This window comes from Succinivibrio faecicola, assembly GCF_019448115.1.
GTDB classification, from domain to species: domain Bacteria; phylum Pseudomonadota; class Gammaproteobacteria; order Enterobacterales; family Succinivibrionaceae; genus Succinivibrio; species Succinivibrio faecicola.
In genome coordinates this window covers 75,156-96,982 of record NZ_JAGFNY010000001.1, presented here as the reverse complement: position 1 = coordinate 96,982, position 21,827 = coordinate 75,156, and the positions used below count along the sequence as shown (strand labels likewise).

General features: G+C 35.3%; 21 protein-coding genes and 1 pseudogene. 7 read left to right on the top strand and 15 right to left on the bottom strand.

The window, feature by feature from the left end:
* Window positions 1-123 precede the first annotated feature (123 nt).
* A complete protein-coding gene (gene queC, locus J5V48_RS00490) occupies window positions 124-828 on the top strand; it encodes a 7-cyano-7-deazaguanine synthase QueC (RefSeq protein ID WP_219935833.1) in 705 nt (234 codons plus the stop codon).
* On the opposite strand, the gene J5V48_RS00485 is transcribed toward queC, so the two are convergent.
* The 7 genes from J5V48_RS00485 to J5V48_RS00455 form a co-directional block, all read right to left on the bottom strand.
* Entirely contained in the window at window positions 825-1,580 is a 756-nt protein-coding gene (locus J5V48_RS00485; protein WP_255557501.1) for an electron transport complex subunit E, read from the bottom strand. The two genes, queC and J5V48_RS00485, sit on opposite strands and share 4 nt — an antisense overlap.
* Before the next feature lie 7 nt (window positions 1,581-1,587).
* Window positions 1,588-2,268, bottom strand: a complete 681-nt coding sequence (locus J5V48_RS00480) for an RnfABCDGE type electron transport complex subunit G (RefSeq protein ID WP_219935831.1) — start codon at window positions 2,266-2,268, stop codon at window positions 1,588-1,590.
* Between the two features lies 1 nt (window position 2,269).
* The gene (locus J5V48_RS00475) at window positions 2,270-3,427 is read right to left on the bottom strand and encodes an RnfABCDGE type electron transport complex subunit D (RefSeq protein WP_219935829.1); all 1,158 of its coding nucleotides are present in this window, start codon (window positions 3,425-3,427) and stop codon (window positions 2,270-2,272) included.
* 2 nt (window positions 3,428-3,429) lie between these two features.
* Window positions 3,430-5,454: an electron transport complex subunit RsxC gene (gene rsxC, locus J5V48_RS00470; RefSeq protein WP_219935825.1), complete on the bottom strand. Its 2,025-nt coding sequence runs from the start codon at window positions 5,452-5,454 to the stop codon at window positions 3,430-3,432.
* Complete coding sequence (locus J5V48_RS00465) at window positions 5,455-6,015, bottom strand: RnfABCDGE type electron transport complex subunit B (protein ID WP_219935822.1); 561 nt, start codon at window positions 6,013-6,015, stop codon at window positions 5,455-5,457. It lies immediately after the preceding gene.
* On the bottom strand, window positions 6,015-6,602 hold the full coding sequence (rsxA, locus tag J5V48_RS00460) for an electron transport complex subunit RsxA (protein ID WP_219935820.1): 588 nt from the start codon (window positions 6,600-6,602) through the stop codon (window positions 6,015-6,017). The genes J5V48_RS00465 and rsxA overlap by 1 nt, the downstream gene beginning before the upstream one ends.
* A 344-nt stretch (window positions 6,603-6,946) precedes the next feature.
* Window positions 6,947-7,408: a hypothetical protein gene (locus J5V48_RS00455; RefSeq protein WP_219935818.1), complete on the bottom strand. Its 462-nt coding sequence runs from the start codon at window positions 7,406-7,408 to the stop codon at window positions 6,947-6,949.
* 126 nt (window positions 7,409-7,534) lie between these two features.
* On the opposite strand from J5V48_RS00455, the gene nth reads away from it, so the two are divergent.
* Both nth and J5V48_RS00445 read left to right on the top strand, forming a co-directional pair.
* Window positions 7,535-8,170: an endonuclease III gene (gene nth / locus J5V48_RS00450; protein ID WP_219935816.1), complete on the top strand. Its 636-nt coding sequence runs from the start codon at window positions 7,535-7,537 to the stop codon at window positions 8,168-8,170.
* 204 nt (window positions 8,171-8,374) lie between these two features.
* Window positions 8,375-9,241: a TatD family hydrolase gene (locus tag J5V48_RS00445; protein ID WP_219935814.1), complete on the top strand. Its 867-nt coding sequence runs from the start codon at window positions 8,375-8,377 to the stop codon at window positions 9,239-9,241.
* A 73-nt stretch (window positions 9,242-9,314) separates the two neighbouring features.
* Here the strand turns inward: J5V48_RS00445 and J5V48_RS00440 are convergent, their stop codons facing one another.
* Window positions 9,315-10,910 (bottom strand): hypothetical protein, encoded by a 1,596-nt coding sequence (locus J5V48_RS00440; protein WP_219935812.1) that lies wholly within the window; start codon window positions 10,908-10,910, stop codon window positions 9,315-9,317.
* Between the two features lie 160 nt (window positions 10,911-11,070).
* Between J5V48_RS00440 and J5V48_RS09980 the strand changes: the two genes are divergently transcribed.
* The 4 genes from J5V48_RS09980 to uvrC all read left to right on the top strand — a co-directional run bounded on the left by J5V48_RS09980 (window position 11,071) and on the right by uvrC (window position 15,678).
* Window positions 11,071-12,114, top strand: a complete 1,044-nt coding sequence (locus tag J5V48_RS09980) for a methionine ABC transporter ATP-binding protein (protein ID WP_219935810.1) — start codon at window positions 11,071-11,073, stop codon at window positions 12,112-12,114.
* Window positions 12,115-12,213: 99 nt separating this feature from the next.
* Window positions 12,214-12,813, top strand: coding sequence for a methionine ABC transporter permease (locus tag J5V48_RS00430; RefSeq protein WP_219936094.1), 600 nt, complete (start codon window positions 12,214-12,216; stop codon window positions 12,811-12,813).
* A 118-nt stretch (window positions 12,814-12,931) separates the two neighbouring features.
* Complete coding sequence (locus J5V48_RS00425) at window positions 12,932-13,708, top strand: MetQ/NlpA family ABC transporter substrate-binding protein (RefSeq protein WP_219935808.1); 777 nt, start codon at window positions 12,932-12,934, stop codon at window positions 13,706-13,708.
* A 128-nt stretch (window positions 13,709-13,836) separates the two neighbouring features.
* The gene (gene uvrC, locus J5V48_RS00420; protein WP_219935806.1) at window positions 13,837-15,678 is read left to right on the top strand and encodes an excinuclease ABC subunit UvrC; all 1,842 of its coding nucleotides are present in this window, start codon (window positions 13,837-13,839) and stop codon (window positions 15,676-15,678) included.
* On the opposite strand, the pseudogene J5V48_RS09865 reads toward uvrC, so the two are convergent.
* The 7 genes and pseudogenes from J5V48_RS09865 to J5V48_RS00380 form a co-directional block, all read right to left on the bottom strand.
* Window positions 15,670-16,103 (bottom strand): annotated as a pseudogene (locus tag J5V48_RS09865) (cysteine hydrolase family protein). The gene uvrC and the pseudogene J5V48_RS09865 sit on opposite strands and share 9 nt — an antisense overlap.
* Window positions 16,094-16,384 carry a hypothetical protein gene (locus tag J5V48_RS00405; RefSeq protein WP_219935804.1) on the bottom strand — a complete coding sequence of 97 codons (291 nt, stop codon included), beginning with the start codon at window positions 16,382-16,384 and terminating at the stop codon, window positions 16,094-16,096. Before J5V48_RS00405 ends, J5V48_RS09865 begins: the two are co-directional and overlap by 10 nt.
* Window positions 16,385-16,473: 89 nt before the next feature.
* Window positions 16,474-18,093: a methyl-accepting chemotaxis protein gene (locus tag J5V48_RS00400; RefSeq protein WP_219935802.1), complete on the bottom strand. Its 1,620-nt coding sequence runs from the start codon at window positions 18,091-18,093 to the stop codon at window positions 16,474-16,476.
* 187 nt (window positions 18,094-18,280) lie between these two features.
* On the bottom strand, window positions 18,281-19,090 hold the full coding sequence (locus J5V48_RS00395) for a glycosyltransferase family 2 protein (protein ID WP_219935801.1): 810 nt from the start codon (window positions 19,088-19,090) through the stop codon (window positions 18,281-18,283).
* Complete coding sequence (locus tag J5V48_RS00390) at window positions 19,090-19,854, bottom strand: glycosyltransferase family 2 protein (RefSeq protein WP_219935799.1); 765 nt, start codon at window positions 19,852-19,854, stop codon at window positions 19,090-19,092. The genes J5V48_RS00395 and J5V48_RS00390 overlap by 1 nt, the downstream gene beginning before the upstream one ends.
* A gap of 43 nt (window positions 19,855-19,897) precedes the next feature.
* A complete protein-coding gene (locus J5V48_RS00385; protein ID WP_219935797.1) occupies window positions 19,898-20,665 on the bottom strand; it encodes a DUF2057 family protein in 768 nt (255 codons plus the stop codon).
* A 34-nt stretch (window positions 20,666-20,699) separates the two neighbouring features.
* On the bottom strand, window positions 20,700-21,824 hold the full coding sequence (locus J5V48_RS00380; RefSeq protein WP_219935795.1) for a porin: 1,125 nt from the start codon (window positions 21,822-21,824) through the stop codon (window positions 20,700-20,702).
* Window positions 21,825-21,827 lie beyond the last annotated feature (3 nt).

Here is a 21,827-nt window from a genome sequence, read left to right as displayed (position 1 = left end):
ATCAAAATTGTATAAAATATTGAAATATAAATTAAAAATATTTTATTTACTTTAAAATAGAGCCATATGTTATGGCAAACTTAGTGGCAAACTTTGCCACAACTTAGCAAAATAGGTGGCAAAATGAACAGAGCATTAGTCGTTTTTTCAGGTGGTCAAGACAGTTCAACATGTCTTTACTATGCACTTAGAAGATATGATGAGGTTTATACCATTGGATTTAACTACGGTCAGAGACACGCAGTAGAGCTTGAGTTTAGACAGAAGTTTTTAAATGAGCTTTCTACATTTGATCCGGTTGCTTTTAGTAAGTATAAAGGCGACAAGCTGATTGATATGACATCGTTCAAGGATCTTACTGATTCAGCTCTTACACGACAGGGGGATGCTTATGTTCTTGATAAGAGCAATAATCTTCCAACTAGCTTTGTTCCTGGCAGAAATCTTATCTTTTTAACATATGCAGCAGCTTTTGCCTATACAATCAAGGCTGATACTGTAATAACAGGTGTAGGACAGGCAGATTATTCTGGTTATCCTGACTGCAGAGAGGAAACTATTAAGGCTCTTGAGAAGAGTATCAATCTTGGAATGGAGAGCAATATAAAGATTGAAACTCCTTTAATGTTCAAGTCAAAAGCTCGTACCTTTATGATGGCTCATCAGCTTGGTGGATATGATTTTGTAAGGCTGATAGTTGAGAATACACTTACCTGCTATGAAGGTGATATATCAGAACTTCACAATTACGGATATGGTTGCGGAAAGTGCCCTTCATGTCAGCTTAGAAAGAAGGGCTATGAAGAGTATTTAAAAGAGCAGTTTTAGTTCTGAATTGATTTGATTTTAAAACTGTTCTCATATTTGTTGCGCTTGAAATCCTGAATATAGTTTTTAAGTGCAACTAAAAATGCCATGATAAAGAAACCACCAGGTGGCAAAATGGCAACCATTAAAGTGTAATCTGCACTGATTATAGTGCATTCAAGGCTCTTGCCAAAATCGCCAAACAGATAATAGGCACCTGCAAATAAGGTTCCCTGACCTAGAATTTCTCTAATAGCTCCTAATACAAATAGTACGATAAAGAAACCTATACCATTTCCAAGTGCATCAAATAATGATGGAAGAATTGAGTTTTTTCCTGCATATGCCTCAGCTCTTCCCATAATAATGCAGTTTGTAACAATAAGAGCAAGATAAATACCAAGCTGAGCATACAGTTCAGGAAAATATGCCTCTACATAGAATTTAACAGCAGTTACAAGGGTTGCAATAAAAAGCACATATACAGGTATTCTTATCTCCTTGAAAATAAGTTTTCTTATAGCAGAGATAATCAGTGAACTTAGTGTTAGTACTAAAAGTGTTGCAATACCAAGGCCAATAGCAGAGCATGCTGATGTTGTAACAGCAAGCAGAGGACAAAGACCTAGTAATTGGCAAAGTCCTGGATTATTTGACCAAAGACCTTTGAAAAAATCCTTTAGCATTGATTTAAAGTCATTGCCGTTTTTATTCATATCGCAAGGTTTCTTTGTTCCTTCTGTGTATTTAATTTCTTTGTTAGTTTCTGACATATTTACCTTAATTCATTCTGCATTTATTAAGTTTTACTGTATCTATTTTTTCAAGCTCTTTTAATGCATTGTAAGTTGCAAGTACAGTAGCTCTTGATGTAACGGTAGCACCTGTAAAGTAGTCAAAGTCACCACCATATTTCTTTACATCCCACTTTGTATCTTCAAGACCAAGATTATTAAACTGATCAAGATAGCTTCCATGAGCTCTGTCTACCTTGTCGCCAAGTCCTGGAGTTTCCTGTGAAAAGAAAATATCTGCTTTATAGACTTTTTTATCTTCTGTAAAACCAGCAATCATGACAAGCGGATCTGAATAACCAAGATTTGTCTTGTAAGTCATTACATAGCCTTTTATGTGGTTATCTAAAGCTGCAACATAAAGTTTGTTGTTTCTACCTATATACTTGCTTTCCTTCAAGCTGTAGCAGACAATTTTAGTTTTATTGTTCAATGCATCATTTGGTAGTAGTGATTTAACTTTGCCTTCAATAGAATTTGACTGATTCTGTGCAATAATTGTTGCAGTAGATTTATCAACAGCCAAAATACCACTGACACAGATAACACCTGTTAGAGTAAGACTTAAAGCACTTAAAAGTGATCTTTTTGTTTTTGAAAATCTGACTGTTTTTTCTTTACTGTCTGTATCTGACAGAAGAATTTTTTCAAGTTTCTTATTAGCCATACTAGTGTTTTCCTCTGTATTTAATGCCATAGGCTCTACGTTTAGTCAGAACGTCAATTAGCGGAGCACAGGCATTTGAAAGCATAACTGCAAATGCAACAGTATCATTGTATGAGCCAAAAGCTCTTAGAAAAACAATTAAAAAGGCTAAAAGGACTGCAAAGTAAATTCTTCCTTTAGATGTACCTGCATTTGTAACAGGATCTGTCATGATGTAGAAGGCACAGATCATGGTGCCACCAATTAAAAGACCGTCAGTTACGCTCATAAAGTAACCTGGGTACAGATTGTGCATTACAAACTGAATAAGAACGAATGCAGCAAAGAAAGCAACCACCATTCTGATGATAATTATTCTAAAGCTCATCAGTACGATGCCGCCAATGCAGTAAGCAATAAACAGAGCAAGATATGCCTGATATTTTGCTGATGTAAATTCATGACCGTCAAGACGGTTAAGCTCGCCTTGCTTTCTGTAGGATTTGATAGCATCAAGATATGTTGCGCCAGACATGACATCTACCTTATCAAGTAGCTTTGTTGCCATAGTCAAAGCATCATTTGACTCCTGATTATCATCGCTTATTGTCATTGCATCTATCTGATTTTGCACCAATTCCTTTGAAGCTCCCCTATAAATGATAGAGTAGCTTTCAGTGAGTGTTGCAGCCTTATATGCCTGAGGAGCTGGAGATACATAGCTTGAGCCTACAATGCCGGGACATGAAATCATAATGAATACAAATCCTGCCATAGCTGGATTGAATATATTCTGACCAAGACCGCCAAAGATAGCTTTAACTATAAGTATTGCAAATACTGTTGCAACAACAGAGTAGTAACATGGCAACATTGGTGGCAGTGTAAGGGCAAGAATTAAGGATGTGACAATAGCTGACAGATCGCCTACATTTCTTGATATTTTCTGATGCCTTAAAAGTGAAACTAAAGCTTCAAGAACAACTGCTGTAATGGTACAGTTTAAAAACTGAAAAATAATACCAAAACCGAAGTAGTAAATTTCAACTCCTACAGCAGGTATTAATGAGAGCAGTACAATAAGCATGATCCACTGTGTAGTCATGCGTGCTTTTAAATGTGGAGCTGTTTCAAGTCCTAACAGCTGCTTAACTCTTCCTTGTGACTGAGAGATATTCATAATTATTTTTTAGTACGTATTGTTTTCTTCTTTAATGCTTTTGGTAAAACGATTTCTTTCTCAACATTAAGATTATGAGACAAGAGAACCTGTGGAATTACTTTTTTAGGCTCAGGATTCTGAAGGGAATCATCAGGCTCTAAACCTACAAGTTTAGGTTTATTATCAGATGGAGGGATCTCATCATAGGTTTTTATGACAAAACCAATATCTTTTCTACCTGCTGATTTTCTTAAAGAGTCAGGCAATGAAACTATCTTTTCTTCCATATTATCAGTTTTTGTCTCTTCTGTAATAATATTACTTTCTGGGAGAATTGATTTTTCCTGGTGTCCTTGATGCATTGCAATTTCTTTTGCACGCATTTTTGATAATTTTAGTTTTTCAAGACGTTCCTTTTCAGAAGCGTTTGAAGACATTTCTTCTGTCTTCTTACCTGCAAGCATAGCTTCTTTTCGCTGTTTTGCAAGTAATTTTGCCTCTTCAAGAGCTTTTGCTTTGGCTTTTGCAAGCTCTTCTGGCGTCATCTTGGCTTCAGCTTCCTTTTGAGCCTTGATTTTTTCAAGCGCTTTTTGTTTTCTTAGCTGACGCTCTTCTTCCTCTTTCTTTAAGCGAAGCTCTTTGTCAAGCATTCTCTGTTTTGCTCTTGCATTACGAACTTCAGCATCATAAATATGCTTTTCAACAGCTTTTTCATACCTGAACTGTGCTGTCAGAGGAATGAACGATGGGCATACATAAGAACATGCTCCGCACAGTGAACAGTCAAAAATACCTGCCTTCTGGCATGCAGCATGGTTATGAGCCTTAGATTGAGAATACATCTGATATGGAACTAGTCTTGAAGGACAGACTCTTGCACAGCGACCGCATCTTATGCAGTTGGAACTTTCCTTTAATCTTGGAATCTGCTCTGTAGTAGGAGCAAGAACACAAGAATTTGACTTTGTAATAGGTACATCAATTGTTGGCAGAGTAAAGCCCATCATTGGTCCACCTAATATGATTCTTTGATGGTATTCTGGATTTAGTCCAAGATTAGATAAAAGGAATCTTACAGATGTTCCAAGACGAACTCTGATGTTTGCCTTTCGTCTTAGTGAATCACCTGTAACTGTTACAACTCTTGATGTAACAGGAATACCGTCAACAATAGCCTCTTTGATACTCAATACAGTTGCTACATTGTTGATTACAATACCTGCCTCTGAAGTATGTGCCTTGTAAGGAATTTCAATGCCCGTAACAGCTTTTATGACGTTTCTTGCTGCACCTGTTGGATATTTGGTTGGTAGAATTCTAATAGATGCAATATCTGAAAGTGCCTGGGTCATCGCTGCAATAGCTTTTTTCTTGTTGTCTTCAATTGCAACTATGGTGATTTTAGGATTGAGGATCTTCTTTAGGATCTTTATTCCAAGAGCAATATCAGTTGCTTTCTCCTGCATCAGTCTGTCATCACAGGTAATTGCAGGTTCACACTCACAACCATTGATAATAAGAATATTTGTACTTTCAGGATTTGCTCTTACTGCAGATGAGAGTTTTGCCTCGGTCTGGAACTGAGCTCCACCCATGCCTTCTACACCAAAGTCTTTAATTCTTGCTAAAAGCAGCTCTCTGTCCTGATTTTCCCAATCTGCTATTGGACTTGCATCAACAGCTTCATCAAATCCGTCAGGTTTTATGGTTATGCAAAGACCAGTATAGCCGCTTGGATGAGGCAGAATCTCCTTTGAAATAGAACTAACTGTACCTGAGGTAGATGCATGTACAGGAACAAGTCTTGATTTTTCATTCGGCTGTGTAAGTTTCTGACCTCTTTTTACATGGTCGCCGACATTAACCAAAAGCTCACCATCACCACCTAGATGTCTTTCAATTGGCAGACAGATAAGAGAAGGGATTTTAAGTTCTTCAATGATAGAATCTGTTGTATCCTTCATCTCCTTTGGTTTGATTCCGCCAAAGAATCTGAATATTTTTTCCTGTGCTATTTTTTTTAGCTGTTTTGATGACAGTATCATTTAGTTATTTCCGTTTTTTATCTGTACTGCATGAATATTCCAGTCAAAGTGGGATAGATTGTGCTCAAGGCGGATCATTTCAATACATTCTTCAGGGCATGCCTTTACACACTCATCACATCCTATGCATTCTTCTGTATCAACTACATGAGGCTGTTTTAAAATACCAGTGATTGCATCAACAGGACATTTTCTCTTGCATTTACCGCAACCGTTACACTTGTTATCATGAATATAGGCAACAGTTCTAGGAGAGAACAGCTCTGATTCATAATCCTCACCTGCGCAGAGTTTTGAACCAAGCATTGAGGCAAGCTGTTTTGCAACATCAGCACCTGCAGGCTTACATAGATTGCAGGCGCACTCCCCCTTAGACAGAGCATCTGCATATGCATTACATCCAGGATAACCACACTGACCGCAGTTGATTCCAGGAAGAAGAGTTAAAATTCTTTTTGTTTTAGAATTCTCATTGTTTGATCCAAGACCAGATAAAAAGGATAAAACAATACCGCAAACAAAGAGTGTTAAAGCAAGATAACAAATAAACTCATGTTCCATTATGCCGCACTCCCTGCAAATCCTGCAAAGCCCATGAAAGCAAGTGATAAAAGTCCTGCAGTCACCAGTGCAATTGCTGTATTCTTAAATGGTTCTGGAACATCTGAAATTGCAAGTCTTTCTCTTATAGCTGCAAATATTACAAGTACCAGTGTAAAACCAAGACCTGCACCTGTTGTAAATGCAAGACACTCGGACAGAGAAAACTGCAGTGACTGCTGAAGAAGAACAAGACCCAAAACAACACAGTTTGTTGTAATTAGAGGTAAGTAGATACCAAGAGCATTGTGCAGTTCATAAGATAGGTTATAAATTATGATTTCAACAAGCTGAACTGTTACTGCAATGACAACAATATCCATCAGAAGTTCTAGTGATTCTAAATGGTAGTATGCAAGTACGTAATGATTTACAAAATAACAGCTCATTGAGGTTATCAGTAAAACAAAAGTTGTTGCAAGGCCCATTCCTGCAGCAGATGAAATCTTATTAGATACACCAAGAAAAGGACACAATCCTAAAAATCGTACAAGAACAAAGTTATTGACTAAAGCTGCGCCAAAAAATAAAAACAGTAAATGTGTCATATGTACCAGTCAAATAATTTATATACAACTGAATATAATAACGCATCTTTTTCAAATTTAAACGAAAAATTTTGTATAAAAGTTGAGTATTATTTTTATCTATTACTTTCTTTTGAATAATAAGCTTTGATGACACTCCATTAAGTGTGAAGAGTAACTTAGAGCTATTGCTGTTTTGGATGGTAAAAACAGCTTATAAATAAGAAGATTGAAAGAAGAATGCCTTATGTGACAAAAAATTTTTTCACTAAGACTGAAGATGAGGTTACATTATTAGAAAAAAAAGGAATACCAGACAGTATTCCTTTTTCAGTGATATTCAATGATGTATGTACTAATAGGTACTATTTGCCAAGCATTTTTTTGAATTCACCATCAATGGTATTATAGGCCTTTTGATAGTCGGCAATCAGATCATGCTTTTCACGAATTGCTGTTTCTGCAAGTTTAGGATATGACATCTGATTTTTTAATGCTTTGTAGAAACTTATTCTTAAAAAGTTTGTTAAATGAGGTTGAACACTTCTTGTTGAGTATTTTAAATAGTGAGAACAATTCTTTGAATCAACTTCTCCCATATAATAAACAGTGTCATAATTTATATTGTTGTTCTTAAGTACTTCCTGTATAAGATCACCATAATCTTTACTCATTCTTTTTGAATATCCTGAAGGTATCAGCATACATACTTTTGAAATCTCAGCAGCGTCACCTGAATTCATTGAGCGAGTTTTGATACCTGCACATCCTGTAAGAACTAATGGTAATGAAATAAAAAGAGCTAACGCAGTTTTTTTTAACATCATAATAAACTCCAATATAAAAATTTTTTGATGTACTTATAAGTTAATACTTGGCTAAAGATTATAATTATTTTATAAAACAAAGGACTAAATAATCGTTTATCATGTGATTGATATCAAAGACTTTTTATGAATAAATTAAATAAAGATTCTATTGAAATACTTTTTGACAGACTTTCAGATAAGTTTAAAAATCCAAAATCAGAACTTGATTTTAATAATAATTTTGAGCTTCTTTGTGCTGTAATGCTATCAGCACAGACAACAGATAAAGCTGTTAACAGTGTAACTCCATCTCTTTTTAAAATAGCTCCAAATGCCAAAGCCATGTCATTACTTGATACGCAGGTAATTGAAAACTGCATTAAAAGACTTGGGCTTTATAAGAATAAGGCGTTGAATCTCAAAAAAATGTCAAACGAGCTTGTTACAAGATTCAATGGATTAGTTCCTGATAACTATGACTCTCTTGTATCATTGCCTGGAGTTGGCTCTAAAACTGCAAAAGTTGTATTAAATGTTGGTTTTAAACAGAATACTCTTGCTGTTGATACACATATATTCCGTGTCTGTAACAGGACAGGTCTTTGTATTGGAAAAACTGTAAAAGATGTTGAAAAAAACGTAGTTTTAAAGGTTCCAAAAGATCATCTTTACAATGCTCATCATTATCTCTTGCTGCATGGTAGATATGTTTGTACAGCAAGAAAACCTGATTGTGAAAACTGCTGCATTAAAGACATATGTAAAAAAAATCTAGACTGATATTTGAAATTTCAGTTCATATCTATTAGATGTTTTTCAAAAATAAAAAAATTGTGTTGATTAGATAATTTATTTGACTTTTTAATCATAGGGTTATGTTTATTTGGCTCATAATTTTTGAAAAATAATTGGGTCATTAATCACACAAAGTGATTTGTTTTTGATAAAATATGCCCGCAAATTTTTAAGGTATATATTCATAAAATGACTTATTTGGTTGATTCACACTGCCATCTTACAGGTTTATCTCTGAATTCAAAGGCAGCAGACAGCATAGAGCAGATTATCAAAAGAGCAAATCTTTGCAATGTCAGTCATTTTTTGAATGTATCATGCACAAATGCAGAATTTAAGAAGGGGATGGAGCTTTTAGGCTCATACGACAACATTTATCATGCTGTTGGAATTCACCCACTGAATCTTGATGAAGAGCCTAACTTTAGTGAAGAAGAGCTTGAAAAGAATCTTTTAAGCTCAGATAAGGTTATTGCATTAGGCGAAACAGGTCTTGACTACTTTTATTCTGAAGAAACAAAGGATGCTCAGATAGAGTCTTTTGCAAAACAGCTTCAGGTTGCACTAAAGGTTAAAAAGCCACTTGTTATACATGCCAGATGTGCTCATAAAGATACAGTAGCTTTACTTAAATCTGAAAATGCAAGAGATGTTGGTGGTGTGATCCACTGCTTTACAGATTCTGTGCAGATGGCAAGAGAATGCCTCGATCTTGGCTTTTATATTTCTTTTACAGGTATTTCTACCTTTAAGGCATCAGATAATGTAAGAGAGGTTATAAAATATGTTCCTCTTGACAGAATGCTTGTTGAAACAGACTGTCCTTATCTTGCGCCTATTCCTGTCAGAGGAATTGAGAATGAGCCTGCATTTGTACGATATACACTAGATTTTATTGCAAAGTTTAAAAATGTTAGTGAAGATTATTTAGCTTCAGTTACATCTGAGAATTTTGAGAATTTGTATAATTTAAAATTAAAAGACATTACGGTCAGTGATGTTGAGGTAAGTGATTACAAACTCGATGCTATTTTAAGAAAGCCTTTTTCTAAATAATAAAGAATTCCCAACTTGGCAATAGCGGAATAGCCGTATATGAATGTAAAAGTTCATATACGGCTTTAATTTTTTAGCTCTTTAATAGAGCAGAAATGAAAGGTAGATCGTTTGCTGCAAAGGTAAGATCAAGCATTAAAAGAATGAGTGTTATCAGCTTTACTGCACATACGTTAGCGATACCCGCATTTAAGTCTTTTATGTACATGTACTGTCCTATTGATACTCTTACAAAAAGACATATTCCTATCATTGATAGAGCGATTTGCCAATCAAGAACTACAAATGTAACAGCAAGAACGATAACAGAGTTGATAGCAAGACCTCTTAAAGATAATGAACCGTAGGTGCTTACAGGATCATCCTTGTGACCGTAGTTCAATGTTGCTGCAGTAAAAGCTGCAAGCATAGTCATAACAGCAAATCCAAGCGCAAACAAAGTGTCAATCTTATAAATTTCTAGGAATCTGTCAAAGCATGCAATAAAGATCTGCATTGTTACAAGAACAATCACTGCTTTTGCATAGAAATCAATTTTTCTAAGACTCATTGTAGAAATGAGTGTTCCTATTCCACTAAATCCATTACATCCTGTAATCAGTACATAAATTGTAAAAGCTACGCTTGAGCTTAAAAGAGGATTTGCAATTTTTGCAAAGATCATTGCCCCTACTGTACAGATAAAACCGGCAAAGAAATAAGGAACAATCATGAATGATGGTGATGATGGACCAAAAAACTTCATAGAAGAGCTGGTAAATACAGCTCCAAGATTTGTGTAGGTAAACAATGATGCAAAAAGTTTTCTGAAAAACAGAACCGTAAGTAGGGGAAAGCCTAAAGTCTTTTTGTTCTCAGTTGCATTTTTATCATTATTATGTGCAATATTTTCCTCAAAAGAATTTTTTAAAACAGTATTTTGAGAATTTAACTGATTTGCACCAAATACTGATTCAGTCTCATAGTTCTGACTGTCAGTATTTTCATTAAAAAGATTATTCTGTGTATCAACTGTTTTCTCAAAGCGAGGAGCTCTGTCAATAAGCTCTCGTTCAAAAGAATTTGTCAAATTCTGTTTATCATTACTGAATAAGAACGGATCATCTTCTTTTGCTGAAGGCTCTTTGATATTTTCAACATTTCCTTGAACAGCTGTGTTTTCAGATAGATTTAATGGATTTGCCTTATCCTCAGTCTGTGGTTTTGTATCTTCAGCTTGCTGTTCAACTTTTCTTCTTTTTGGTGTTAATGGTTCACCAGGTCCAATATACAGATGATCGTTGTCTCTACCTTCTTCGTTTAAATAAGACTCATCACCTGCATATGTATAGTACTTTGATCGGATTGAATCGTCTTCTTGATTAGGGGCAAGAGCAGAATAAGGATCTGTATTTGAATTCTGTTCTATTTTAGGATCGGTTATATCCTGGTTGAAGCTTATGTCAGCACTCATGTTTTCCTGCTGAAAATTAAGATTGTCATTTAAGTGGACATTAGCAAATAGATCTTTGTTTGATGGAACTGAAAAACTGTTTTCATCATCAAAATCATGAACCAGACTGCTGTTTGGCTTTGATGCTGACTGAGTTGTCAGCTTATTTAAAAAAGAAAATGTGCCCTTCTGTTTTTCAGTATCGCTTTTTCTGTTTGAGAATAATCCGAAAGCCATTAGATTAACCGCCGTATTAAAAAATGCCTTATGCTTTATTATAATTTTGTATTAAGATATATCCATTGTAACAAATATATGAAAAAAATTTACTTTTAGTATAAAATTTTCCTGATAAATCGCATAGCATATGCGATTGTTATTTGAGAATACTTAGGCAATGATAAAATTAGAAAATCTTCACAAGATTTATCAGCTTGATAAAAATACTTCTCTTCATGCTTTAAAAGGTGTATCCCTTAATATCAAAAAAGGTGAAATCTTTGGTGTAATAGGACTTTCAGGTGCAGGTAAGTCTACACTTATTAGACTTATCAATATGCTTGAAACACCATCTAGCGGAAAGGTTATTATAGACGGTGAGGATATTACATCCTATTCAGAGGCAAACTTAAGAAAGGTTAGACAGTCTATTGGCATGATATTCCAGCAGTTTAACCTTTTATCCAGTGCCACTGTTTTTGACAATGTTGCTTTTCCTCTGAAAATAGCAGGATTTAAAAAAGACGAGATTAAAAAAAGGGTATTAGAGCTCTTATCTTTAGTAGGTCTTGATGATAAGGCAAATGTATATCCAGCTCAATTATCAGGCGGTCAGAAGCAGCGTGTAGGTATAGCAAGAGCTCTTGCAACAAATCCAAAGATTCTTTTGTGTGATGAAGCTACATCTGCACTTGATCCAAAAACAACAAGTTCAATTTTAAAGCTTTTGTGCTCACTTAGAGATCGCCTTGGGTTAACTATTGTCATCATCACTCATCAGCTTGAGGTTATAAAGGAGTGCTGTGACAGAGTTGCTGTAATTGACGGTGGTGTAATCTCTGAAATGGGAGATACCATTGAGGTTTTTGCATCTCCACAAAAAGATTTAACAAAACACCTTGTTGCAACTGTTGTAAGACGTGATCTTGATGATCTTCTGTCATATACAAAACTTTATTCTGAATATAAAGAAAACAGCAGAGCATGGTTCTTGTTAACCTTCCTAGGTGACAGAGCAAATGATCCTGTAATTGTTGATGTTGCTATAAAGACAAATGCAAAGATTTCTATTATGGCAGGTCAGATTAATCATATTCAGAATCAGCCTTTAGGCTTTCTTGTAATAGCAGTAGATGGATCAAAGGATGCTATTGATACAGCCTTAAAGGAGCTTACAGACAGAGTATATAAGGTTGAACTATTAGGTTATGAAGTTGAATAGAGGTGGGGTGTGATTGAATTTTTAACAGAGCTTGGTTTTTCATCCTATGCTGCAAAAATTACAGTTCTTCTGTTCAACGGAACTGTTGATACAGCATATATGGTACTTCTTGCAACATTAGTATCAATTGTTCTTGGAGTGCCATTAGGCGTGGTTCTTCTTGTAACATCAAAAGGATATTTTTATTATTCAAAGCATTTTTATACTGCGCTTGGAACTGTTGTCAATGCACTTCGTTCTGTACCATTCATTATTTTGATGGTTGCAATTATTCCTATTACAAAGTTTTTTGTTGGCACATCTATTGGAACTACTGCAGCAGTCGTACCTCTTACTGTTTCAACAATTCCATTTTTAGCAAGACTTGTTGAAACATCATTAAAAACTGTTCCTTATGGTCTTATTGAGGCTGCTCAATCTATGGGTGCAAGTCCATTTAGAATAATTGTAAGAGTGCTCATACCTGAGGCAATGCCTGAACTTATTGCAAACTTTACTCTTACAGTAATTGTTATTATTGGCTGTTCAGCTATGGCAGGCACTATCGGTGGCGGTGGTCTTGGAGATATTGCAATTCGCTATGGCTATATGCGTTTTCAGTTACCGGTTATGGTTATGACTGTTCTTATTCTTATCGTTATGGTGCAGTTAACTCAGCTTTTAGGTGATTTTCTTGCAAAACGGGTTGATCATAGATAAGTTATAGTTGTTTTCTATAAAGATATATTAAAAAATAGTATTATCTTTTTATTGATATTTTTTTAGATAAATTGCATCATAGCTTCAACAGATAAATTAACGAATTTTGGAGATAAAAATGAAAAAATTATTACTTTCAGTCGCTGCTTTAGTATTATCTTTCTCATCAAATGCAGCTGAAACTTTAACCATCGGTGCATCACCTGTTCCTCACGTTGAGATCCTAGAGGTTGTAAAGCCAGATCTAAAGGCTCAGGGTATTGATTTAAAGATTGTTGAATTTAATGATTATGTTCAGCCAAATACCTCTGTATCTGACAAATTATTAGATTTAAACTTCTTCCAGCACCGTCCATATCTTGATTCATTTATCAAGGATCATGGTTCTGATTTAGTTGAGGTTGGTGGTATTCACATTGAGCCTATCGGTTTCTACTCACACAAGTTAAAGGATTTAAAGGATTTAAAAAAGGGTGCAACCATTGCAATTCCTAATGATCCAACCAACGGCGGTCGTGCATTACTTCTTTTACAGACTGCAGGTTTAATTACTCTTGAAGATCCAAAGGCAATTTCTGCAACTCCATTAGATATCAAAGAGAACAAGCTTAACTTAAACATCAAGGAATTAGAGGCTCCACAGTTACCTCGCTCATTAGATGATGTTGATGGTGCAATCATTAATACTAACTATGCTATCGATGCTGGTTTAAATCCATTAAAGGATGCATTATTCATCGAAAATGCTGATTCTCCATATGTAAACGTAGTTGTTGGTAATTCAGTGTCTGTAAAGAAAGATAGCGTAAAGGCTCTTTTAAAGGCTTTACAGTCAGACAAGGTTAAGAAGTTCATCAACGACAAGTACAATGGTGCAGTTGTTGCTGCTTTCTAAATACTAGATAAATAATTTTAAAGGGCTGAAAGTTATTTTCAGCCTTTTTTATTTGTGTTGTTTTATAAGACACTTATTTTTACTTTTAGATGTTAAAATAGACTTAAATTAACAATTTTTGGTTCTATATGGCTGCATCTATTAGTTTTGATTACCGCTCATTTTTAAAGACTGTTCCTAACCGTCCTGGCTCATATCAGATGTATTCTGATGAGAATACTGTTATCTATGTCGGTAAGGCAAAAGATCTGAAAAAAAGACTTTCATCCTATTTTCTAAAGGATGTAAACAAAAAGACTCTTGCCTTAATAAGCCATATTCATCATATTGAATTTACTATTACATTTTCAGAAGCTGAAGCTTTAATCCTTGAGAATAATCTTATAAAAAAGTATCAGCCTCACTACAATATTCTTTTACGTGACGATAAGTCATATCCTTATCTTATTCTGACAAAGGGAAAGCATCCTGCGCTTCATTACTACAGAGGTAAAAAGAGAATAGACTGCGAGTATTTTGGTCCTTATCCTGATGCAAAGGCAGCAAAAGAAAGCTTAAAGCTATTACAGAACCTTTTTCCTATAAGACAGTGTACTGATACTGTTTATAAACATCGTTCAAGACCTTGTCTTATGGCTCAGATTGGCAAATGCTTAGCTCCATGTGTTCAAATGAGTGATGAGCAGTACGAAAACTATCTAAGTCAGGTAAATTATGTCCGTATGTTTTTAAAAGGACAGAATCAGGATGTTTTAAATTCTCTGACACAAAGAATGGAGATTCATTCTAATGCTTTAGAATTTGAAATGGCAGCTAAGCTTAGAGATCAGTTATTAGCATTAAGAAGAGTACAGGAGAGCCAGTCTGTAAGCTCTGAGTGCGACATTGATGCTGATGTTATTGCAACACAGAGTGCTCAGGATATTATCTGTAATCATGTACTTTATATAAGACAGGGCAGAATCATAGCTTCGCGCTCTTATTTAATGACAAAAAATTCAGTTGATACTGATACAGATGAATTTACTGCATTTATTGAGCAGTATTATCTATCATCTTCACGTGTCGGTATTCTGCCAAAGGAAATTATTACCGATGCAAAGATAAATTCTCCTGAGGTTATTATTGAAGCTGTAAAAGAGCAGTTTAATCATTCATTAACAATCTCAAATTCAGTAAGACTTGATAGGGCAAAATACTTAAAACTTGCAAAGGAAAATGCAAATTCAGCTCTGCTTATCAAACTTGCAGACAGTACAACTGCCAAAAGAAGAATTGATTCACTTGAAAAGCTTCTTAATATGACAGGAATACAGCATATGGAGTGCTATGATATTTCTCATACTCAAGGTGAGCTTACTGTAGCATCATGCGTATCCTTTAATAGAGAAGGTCCTGATACTGCAAATTACAGACGTTTTAATATTGATGGAATTACGCCTGGCGATGATTTTGCTGCTATGGATCAGGTATTAAACAGAAGATTTAAAAATATTAAGGAAGGCATTATTCCTGATATTATTTTCATTGACGGTGGTAAAGGTCAGTTGAGTCAGGCAGAAAATGTCATTTCAAAACTGTTTACCGATCCTGATGTTAAAAAGCCTCTTTTACTTGCTGTTACAAAAGGTGAAGGCAGAAAGGAAGGTCTTGAAACATTCGTTGTTGGATATACAAGAGAGACTATCAATCTTTCTCTTGATGATCCTGCTATGCAGATAGTTCTGCACATTAGAGATGAGTCCCATCGTTTTGCTATAACTGGTCACAGAAACAGAAGAGCAAAGGCAAGAGTACACTCAGCTCTTGAGAATATTGAAGGAATAGGACCAAAGAGACGTCAGGCCTTATTAAAACATCTTGGTGGCATAAGAGAAGTTATGAACGCAAGTGTTCAGGAACTGTCCAAGGTACCTTCAATAAGTAAAGAAATGGCTGAGCTTATCTATGAGCATTTCCATTCACTTTAAAAGCTCTATTATCTTATCTGAACTCATTACAGTACAGTAAATATGGTTGAGAACAGTAAGCTCTGCATTGTGAAGCTCCATAGTGCCTGCAGCAGTTGCATCATGTGGTACTATCACCTCAAAGCTTTCATCGCTTAACGATCTGACTGTAGAGGATACACACTGATCGGTAAAGATACCAGCGCATACAACAGTCTTTATGGACAGATTATTTAAATAAGTCTTAACTTTGTTCCTGTAAGAGCACTATCAGTTGTTTTAGTAAGTACAATCTCTTCATTTTGTGGTGCAATACTATCAATGATCTGACTGTCATAGTCATCTTTAAAAAGAAGAGTACTGTTCCAGCCTTCAAGTTTTTGCGATAGCGATCGGTCATTACCATTTTTAAGAAGGCTTGCAATTCTGCAGTAAATTATCTGCATCTTTCTTTTTCTAAACTCAAAAAGAAGCTTTTTGGTATTTGGAATAACGACATTTTCAAGTCTTTACTGAAATTAGAGAATCTTTTTGTATCTTTGGTTTTTCCAAGTTTTGTATATGTATTTTGCAGATCGATAATTAAAAGAGCAGTTGATGATTTTGATACTTCAAAAACCTTGTGATATTTCTGATCTTCATAATAAACTGAAAGAAACTGTAATCTGTCATATGTGTACCTCAAATTCAATTTAACATGACGGATAAACTGTTTTAACTGATGCACCTTTTCAATGCTAATTTTTTTAGTTTGCACAGATAAGTACAATAAAAAAGGCCAGATAAAAATCTGACCTTAATTGAGTGAATTGAATCTTATATCTTGATCTTTGATAGAGAATCAACAAGATGCTTTAGAAGATCAATTGACTTGTCAACTTCAGCTCTTGCCTGTGAACATTCTGTTGATAGATCTTCTGATGAATGGGTGATATCCTGCATATTAGTTGAGATTTCAGCAGTTGCTGTTGTCTGCTCTTCAGCTGCAGTTGCAATCTGACCAATCTGAGCATTAACCTGGCTTACCTGCATTGAAATATCATTGAGCAGGCTCTCAATGGTAGCAGTTTCAACTGCAAGCTCATCCATGTTCTTAACAGATGATTGCATAGATTCGTTTGCTGTGTTTGCATTTGTCTGAATCTGTGTAACCATCTTTGTGATTTCCTGAGTTGATGATGATGTTCTTGATGCAAGGGCACGAACTTCATCTGCTACAACAGCGAATCCCTTACCTGCTTCACCAGCTCTTGCAGCCTCAATTGCAGCATTTAATGCAAGCAGGTTAGTCTGAGATGCAATATCATCAATGGTCTGAACGATAGTGCCAATCTTCTGAGCCTGATCTACAAGAGACTGAACATTGTCAGCATCCTGCTTTGATTTTTGAACCTGGCTTTGAATTCCCTCAATAGTCATCTGAACCTTACGTACACCATCTTGTGTAGTAGTGTTTGACTGATTTGAGTTTGCTGCAGCGGTTTCACAGTTCTTTGCAATATCTGATGTTGTAGATACCATCTGATCTGCTGCAGCTGCAACTGTAATAGAGCGTGACTGAGATTCCTGAGCCTTGTCATTCATAGTATTTGCAGCTACATCGATATTCTCAAAGCTCTTTTCTACATTTGATACAGCTGACTTGATAACCTTTATGTTATCCTGCCATTCAGCACGCATAGCTTCTAAAGAATCGATAAGTTCACCAAACTCATCTTTTCTGCCTCTGGCATGTAGTGGCTGTGACAGATCACCACGTGAAATAACAGCTGCCTGATTTACTGCATAATGTAAAATTCCGACAAATGCTCTTGGAAGCTTGTATGCAATAATACCTGATAAAAGAATAGCAATGATAGAGATTGTGATCATCAGGTAGGTAGGAGTTGATGATGTAAGTTCGGTAACGTTTTGATTTACTCGAGAAAGATATGTACTTACAAGTTCGTTTAAGTGCTCAATAGCTTCATTGATGGTAGGATAGAATTCATCGTTGTAACAATTTCTAACGTCAACAGAATAGCCTCTGTCGATCATTCTTTCCATTTTATTCTTATATACATCAATAGCCTTTGAGATGTGCTCTTTAATATCGTTAATAATCTCTGTATCTGCATTATCCATAATCTGGAGTTTTGAAATTGCAGCTTGTAGCTTTTCTATATCGCTGTTAGTCTTTTCTGCTGTTTCTTTATTGTATGAAGATACAGAGTTGTTAAAGAGAGTAACATCATCGTGGAATGCATTTGTAGAATTAGATACCTGAATTATTACTGAATAATGATCTTCAATAACATTCTTGGCATATAAAGCTGCATTTCTTGACACAGTGTTTGTAGCTATACCAATGATTGCAATAATGATAGTAAAAAATATTACTGTTGCTAAAGCAAGCAAAAGCTTTGCCTGTACACCTAATGAAGATAAAAAATTCATACTCAATTCACTTTCTTAATGTTAATAATAATATTATGCCAGGAGCTAGGCTCTAGCAGTCTTTTTCATTATAGGAAAATAATAAAAAAAAAGAGTTACTTTTGTTGTAACTCTTTCATTTTTTACAAATATTTTTATTAAAATTTTTTAAAGCTCACATTTTAAATTGCAAAATTAGCAATGATTATTATTTATTGAGCTCAAATATGCCATCTTCAGCGCGTGTTATACTGCTATTCATTCTATCCTGTAAGCGTTTTAGGTTCTCTCCTTCAAATGAACGGTCATTTTCTTTATGGTAAAGATGAAGTAAACCTGTTGCATACCGACCAGATTTTAGCATTACACCTGAATTTAGAAGTCTGATTGCAAATTCACTGTCCTCATATCCCCATCCAGAGAATGAATTATCAAAACCGTTTACGTTAAGATAATCTTCCTTGAATAGAGCAAGATTACAGCCACGAGCCTTTTTCCAGTTTTTAATTGGTTTTCTAAATGTATTGATTGGGAGTGTAATCAGAGGATGAAGACGGTTTACACCACCTGTAAAATAGGTTTTAAGCCAATTAAAGAAATTATAGTTCCAGACTTTTATCTGCTTAGATTCTATTTCTTTTGTAAATTTTTCTGACAACAGGATCCTGTTTCCGCAGACAAGAGTTTTCTTTGCAGCAAGTTTTCTGTGGTTTTTAATAAAAGAAGGCCTTGGAATGCAGTCACCATCAATAAAAATCAGATAGTCTCCTGATGCTTTGGATGCAGCAAGATTTCTAGCTCTTGAAAGTCTGAAGCCTTTATCTTCCTGATAGGCATGAGTTATAGGATATACACAGTTTATAGTCATCTGAGCAATGAGTTTTCTTGTCTCATCAGATGATCCGTCATCAGCGATAATAACTTCAAAGTCCTTATCAGTCTGATAATTTAAAGCCTGCAGTACAAGCGATAAAGCTGCAGGTCTGTTATATGTTGAAATAATGAGTGAAATTAGCATTATATGCGTCCGTTATGTTTGTTTAGGCTGTGCAGTTTTAAATATTTTTCAAAAGTATAGAAATAGTGCAGTAAACAGAATTCAAGACCTAGTTTTCCATCTAAAAAACCACCATGAATTATGTACATTTTAAAGAATGCAAATGCAGGTTTAATAAGAATATCCCTTACAAAGTAGCATTTCTTTCCTTTTTCATGATACTTTTTAGCAAGTAGCGTAGTATATTTATTCAGCTTGTTAAGGTGTGATTCAAAATCATAGTATGGATAATGAATCAGTCGGCCCCTGAGTTTTTTGAGTCTGTATGGTGTCTTCAGTCTTTCATGAATGATACCCTCATAACAGGAGCCATTTTTTTTGAATAGTCTCTCCACATAATCAGGCCTTAAAGTACCATGAAGACACTTGCCCTGAATAAAGTGGTTCTCTCTTGAAACTCTATATGTTTCATCAAGATTGTTTTCTACACAGGATGTAATTTCCTGTGCAAGTTCTTTTGTGATCCTTTCATCTGCATCCAACATGAAAATCCAGTCATTAGATGCATTTTCAATTCCGAAATTTCTTTGTGATGCATAATCATTGTTTAGTTCATGAAAAAGAACTTTTGCTCCAAGCCTTGTTGCAATATCCGCTGTCAGATCTTTTGATCCACCATCTATAACAAGAATTTCTTCAGCAAATGCAGCACTTTTGAGACATTCTTCAATATTGTTCTGCTCGTTATAAGTTAAAACTACTACAGTTAAAGGGATCTTTTTCATAAACTAAAAGGGCAGCTTTCGCTGCCTTGTATTCAAATAATAATTAGTGAGACATTACATATTTTACAAACTTAAGCTTTGTTGCATCATCAGCCTGGTTGTAAAGTCTTATCATTTCATTGTAAACATCAGCATTCACTTTAGAGCCAGGTGCTGATGAAGTTGTCATCGCACTAGAGTTGTTTGCTAAAGGCTTGAGTGTAATTCCCTGTTGACCATTTACCTGATAGTTTGCATTTCGCTCAGAGCCGGCTCTAATTGTAGGTGCTCCGTTTTCTGTAAGAGTCATTTCTCTTTGTGCATTTGGAACATAGCTTGGAGCATATAGACGATTCAGGCTCATAAGCTCATTTTTGTAATCACGCATCAGAGCAAAACCGCTGTCTGATGTCAGGATAAAATATGTTGCCTCATCTTTTGTCAGTTCACGACCAGAGTTATTGTCGATAAGAACAATCTTCTGATTGTGAGCATATGTTTTAGCCTGTTCTTCATTTGCAGGACGCTTATAGTTAAAAGAGATAACCTCATCATTTTTCAGGTTCTCAATATCTATAACCAATGGATCGATAGATTGAACCATTCTGGAGTCGGTGCCTGATTTGAAGGTATCCTTAAAGGTTAAAACAACCTGATGCTTGCCTGGTGTTAAAGTAAGAATTCTGTTGAATCTTGAATAGTTGTCAGTGTCATCAGAACCGTCAACTAGTTCAATATTATAGTGAACAGGAACCTTAAAACCTGTTGCAGCATAAGTATTCAAAGCAAAAAAAGCAGATGATACTGCAAGTGCAATTTTATGAATTTTCATATGATTTTTCCTCAATTTTTCTAATCATAGCACATCAGTATGAATATTGAGCACCAATCAATATTTTATTTTCCCCAAGTGCTATGTTTCTTATCTGTTCATGTGAATAGTAACGTTCAGGCTTTGAATTTACATCAAAGCTTGCCTCTGTGTAAATCTTAAATGTCGGTGCTATCTGATAGCTTGCTGACAGCACAGCATTGGAAATGATGTTAGCACCATTAAATCTCTTGATTCCGTAGTAGGAGCAAAGAGTTATACCAATGTCAAATGTATAGCTTAATAATGCTTCATATGAGTACAGACGATTTGTAAAACCATCATATTTTGTAACTGTGCCTACTAATGCTGCATATAAGCCTTCATACATATTTCCATAGGTTAGAGCAATGCCCTTGTCAATCTTCCAGGAAGGTCTTAGCATATATGCAAAGCCAAGATCATCCGTGTTGCTGTTGTTATGCATTACATTTATGTTTTCTGCAAAATATGAAACCTTTGTTAAGTCGTTTTCATACTGAAAATCTGTATAGTTAATACCGTAGCTAAAACCAAAGCCACTGTTAGTTCTAGTTGCCACACTAAATGCAGCACCGTTGTGAATATCAACGTTTTTTGAATCTACATCAGATGTAGCTGTCTGTACTGATAATCTTACATCCCAGCCAAGTGAAGATACTGAATACATAAACTGTGATGGTTTTTCACTGCCAAGTGTATAGTAGTCATTAACTATCTGATCAAGCTGATTAAAAACATCAGTTGTACCTGCAACAGTATAAAAAGCTGTATCACCGCGACCGAATGTTAAAATTCCATACTGACAGGCATCTAATCCCACGTACTGAGCTCTTGCTTTTATCTTATCAATACCGTGATTGCCAGTTGGCATATCCCACATGGAGTAGCCAATAGCACTTAGTGAATCATTAACCTTTGTTCTTCCTGCAATACCTAGTTTGACTCTGGTTAAAAGAGCATTGTCATTATTATTTTTGCCATTAAATGCACTGATATCTCTTGATGCATGATCATTCATTAGTACAGCATCAATACTTCCGAATGCATCAAAGCTTGTTCCACCCTTGTCATAGACAGCAGCAGAAAATGATGCACATGGAGTTACAGCCATTAGTACAAGTAAACTTAACTTTTTCATATT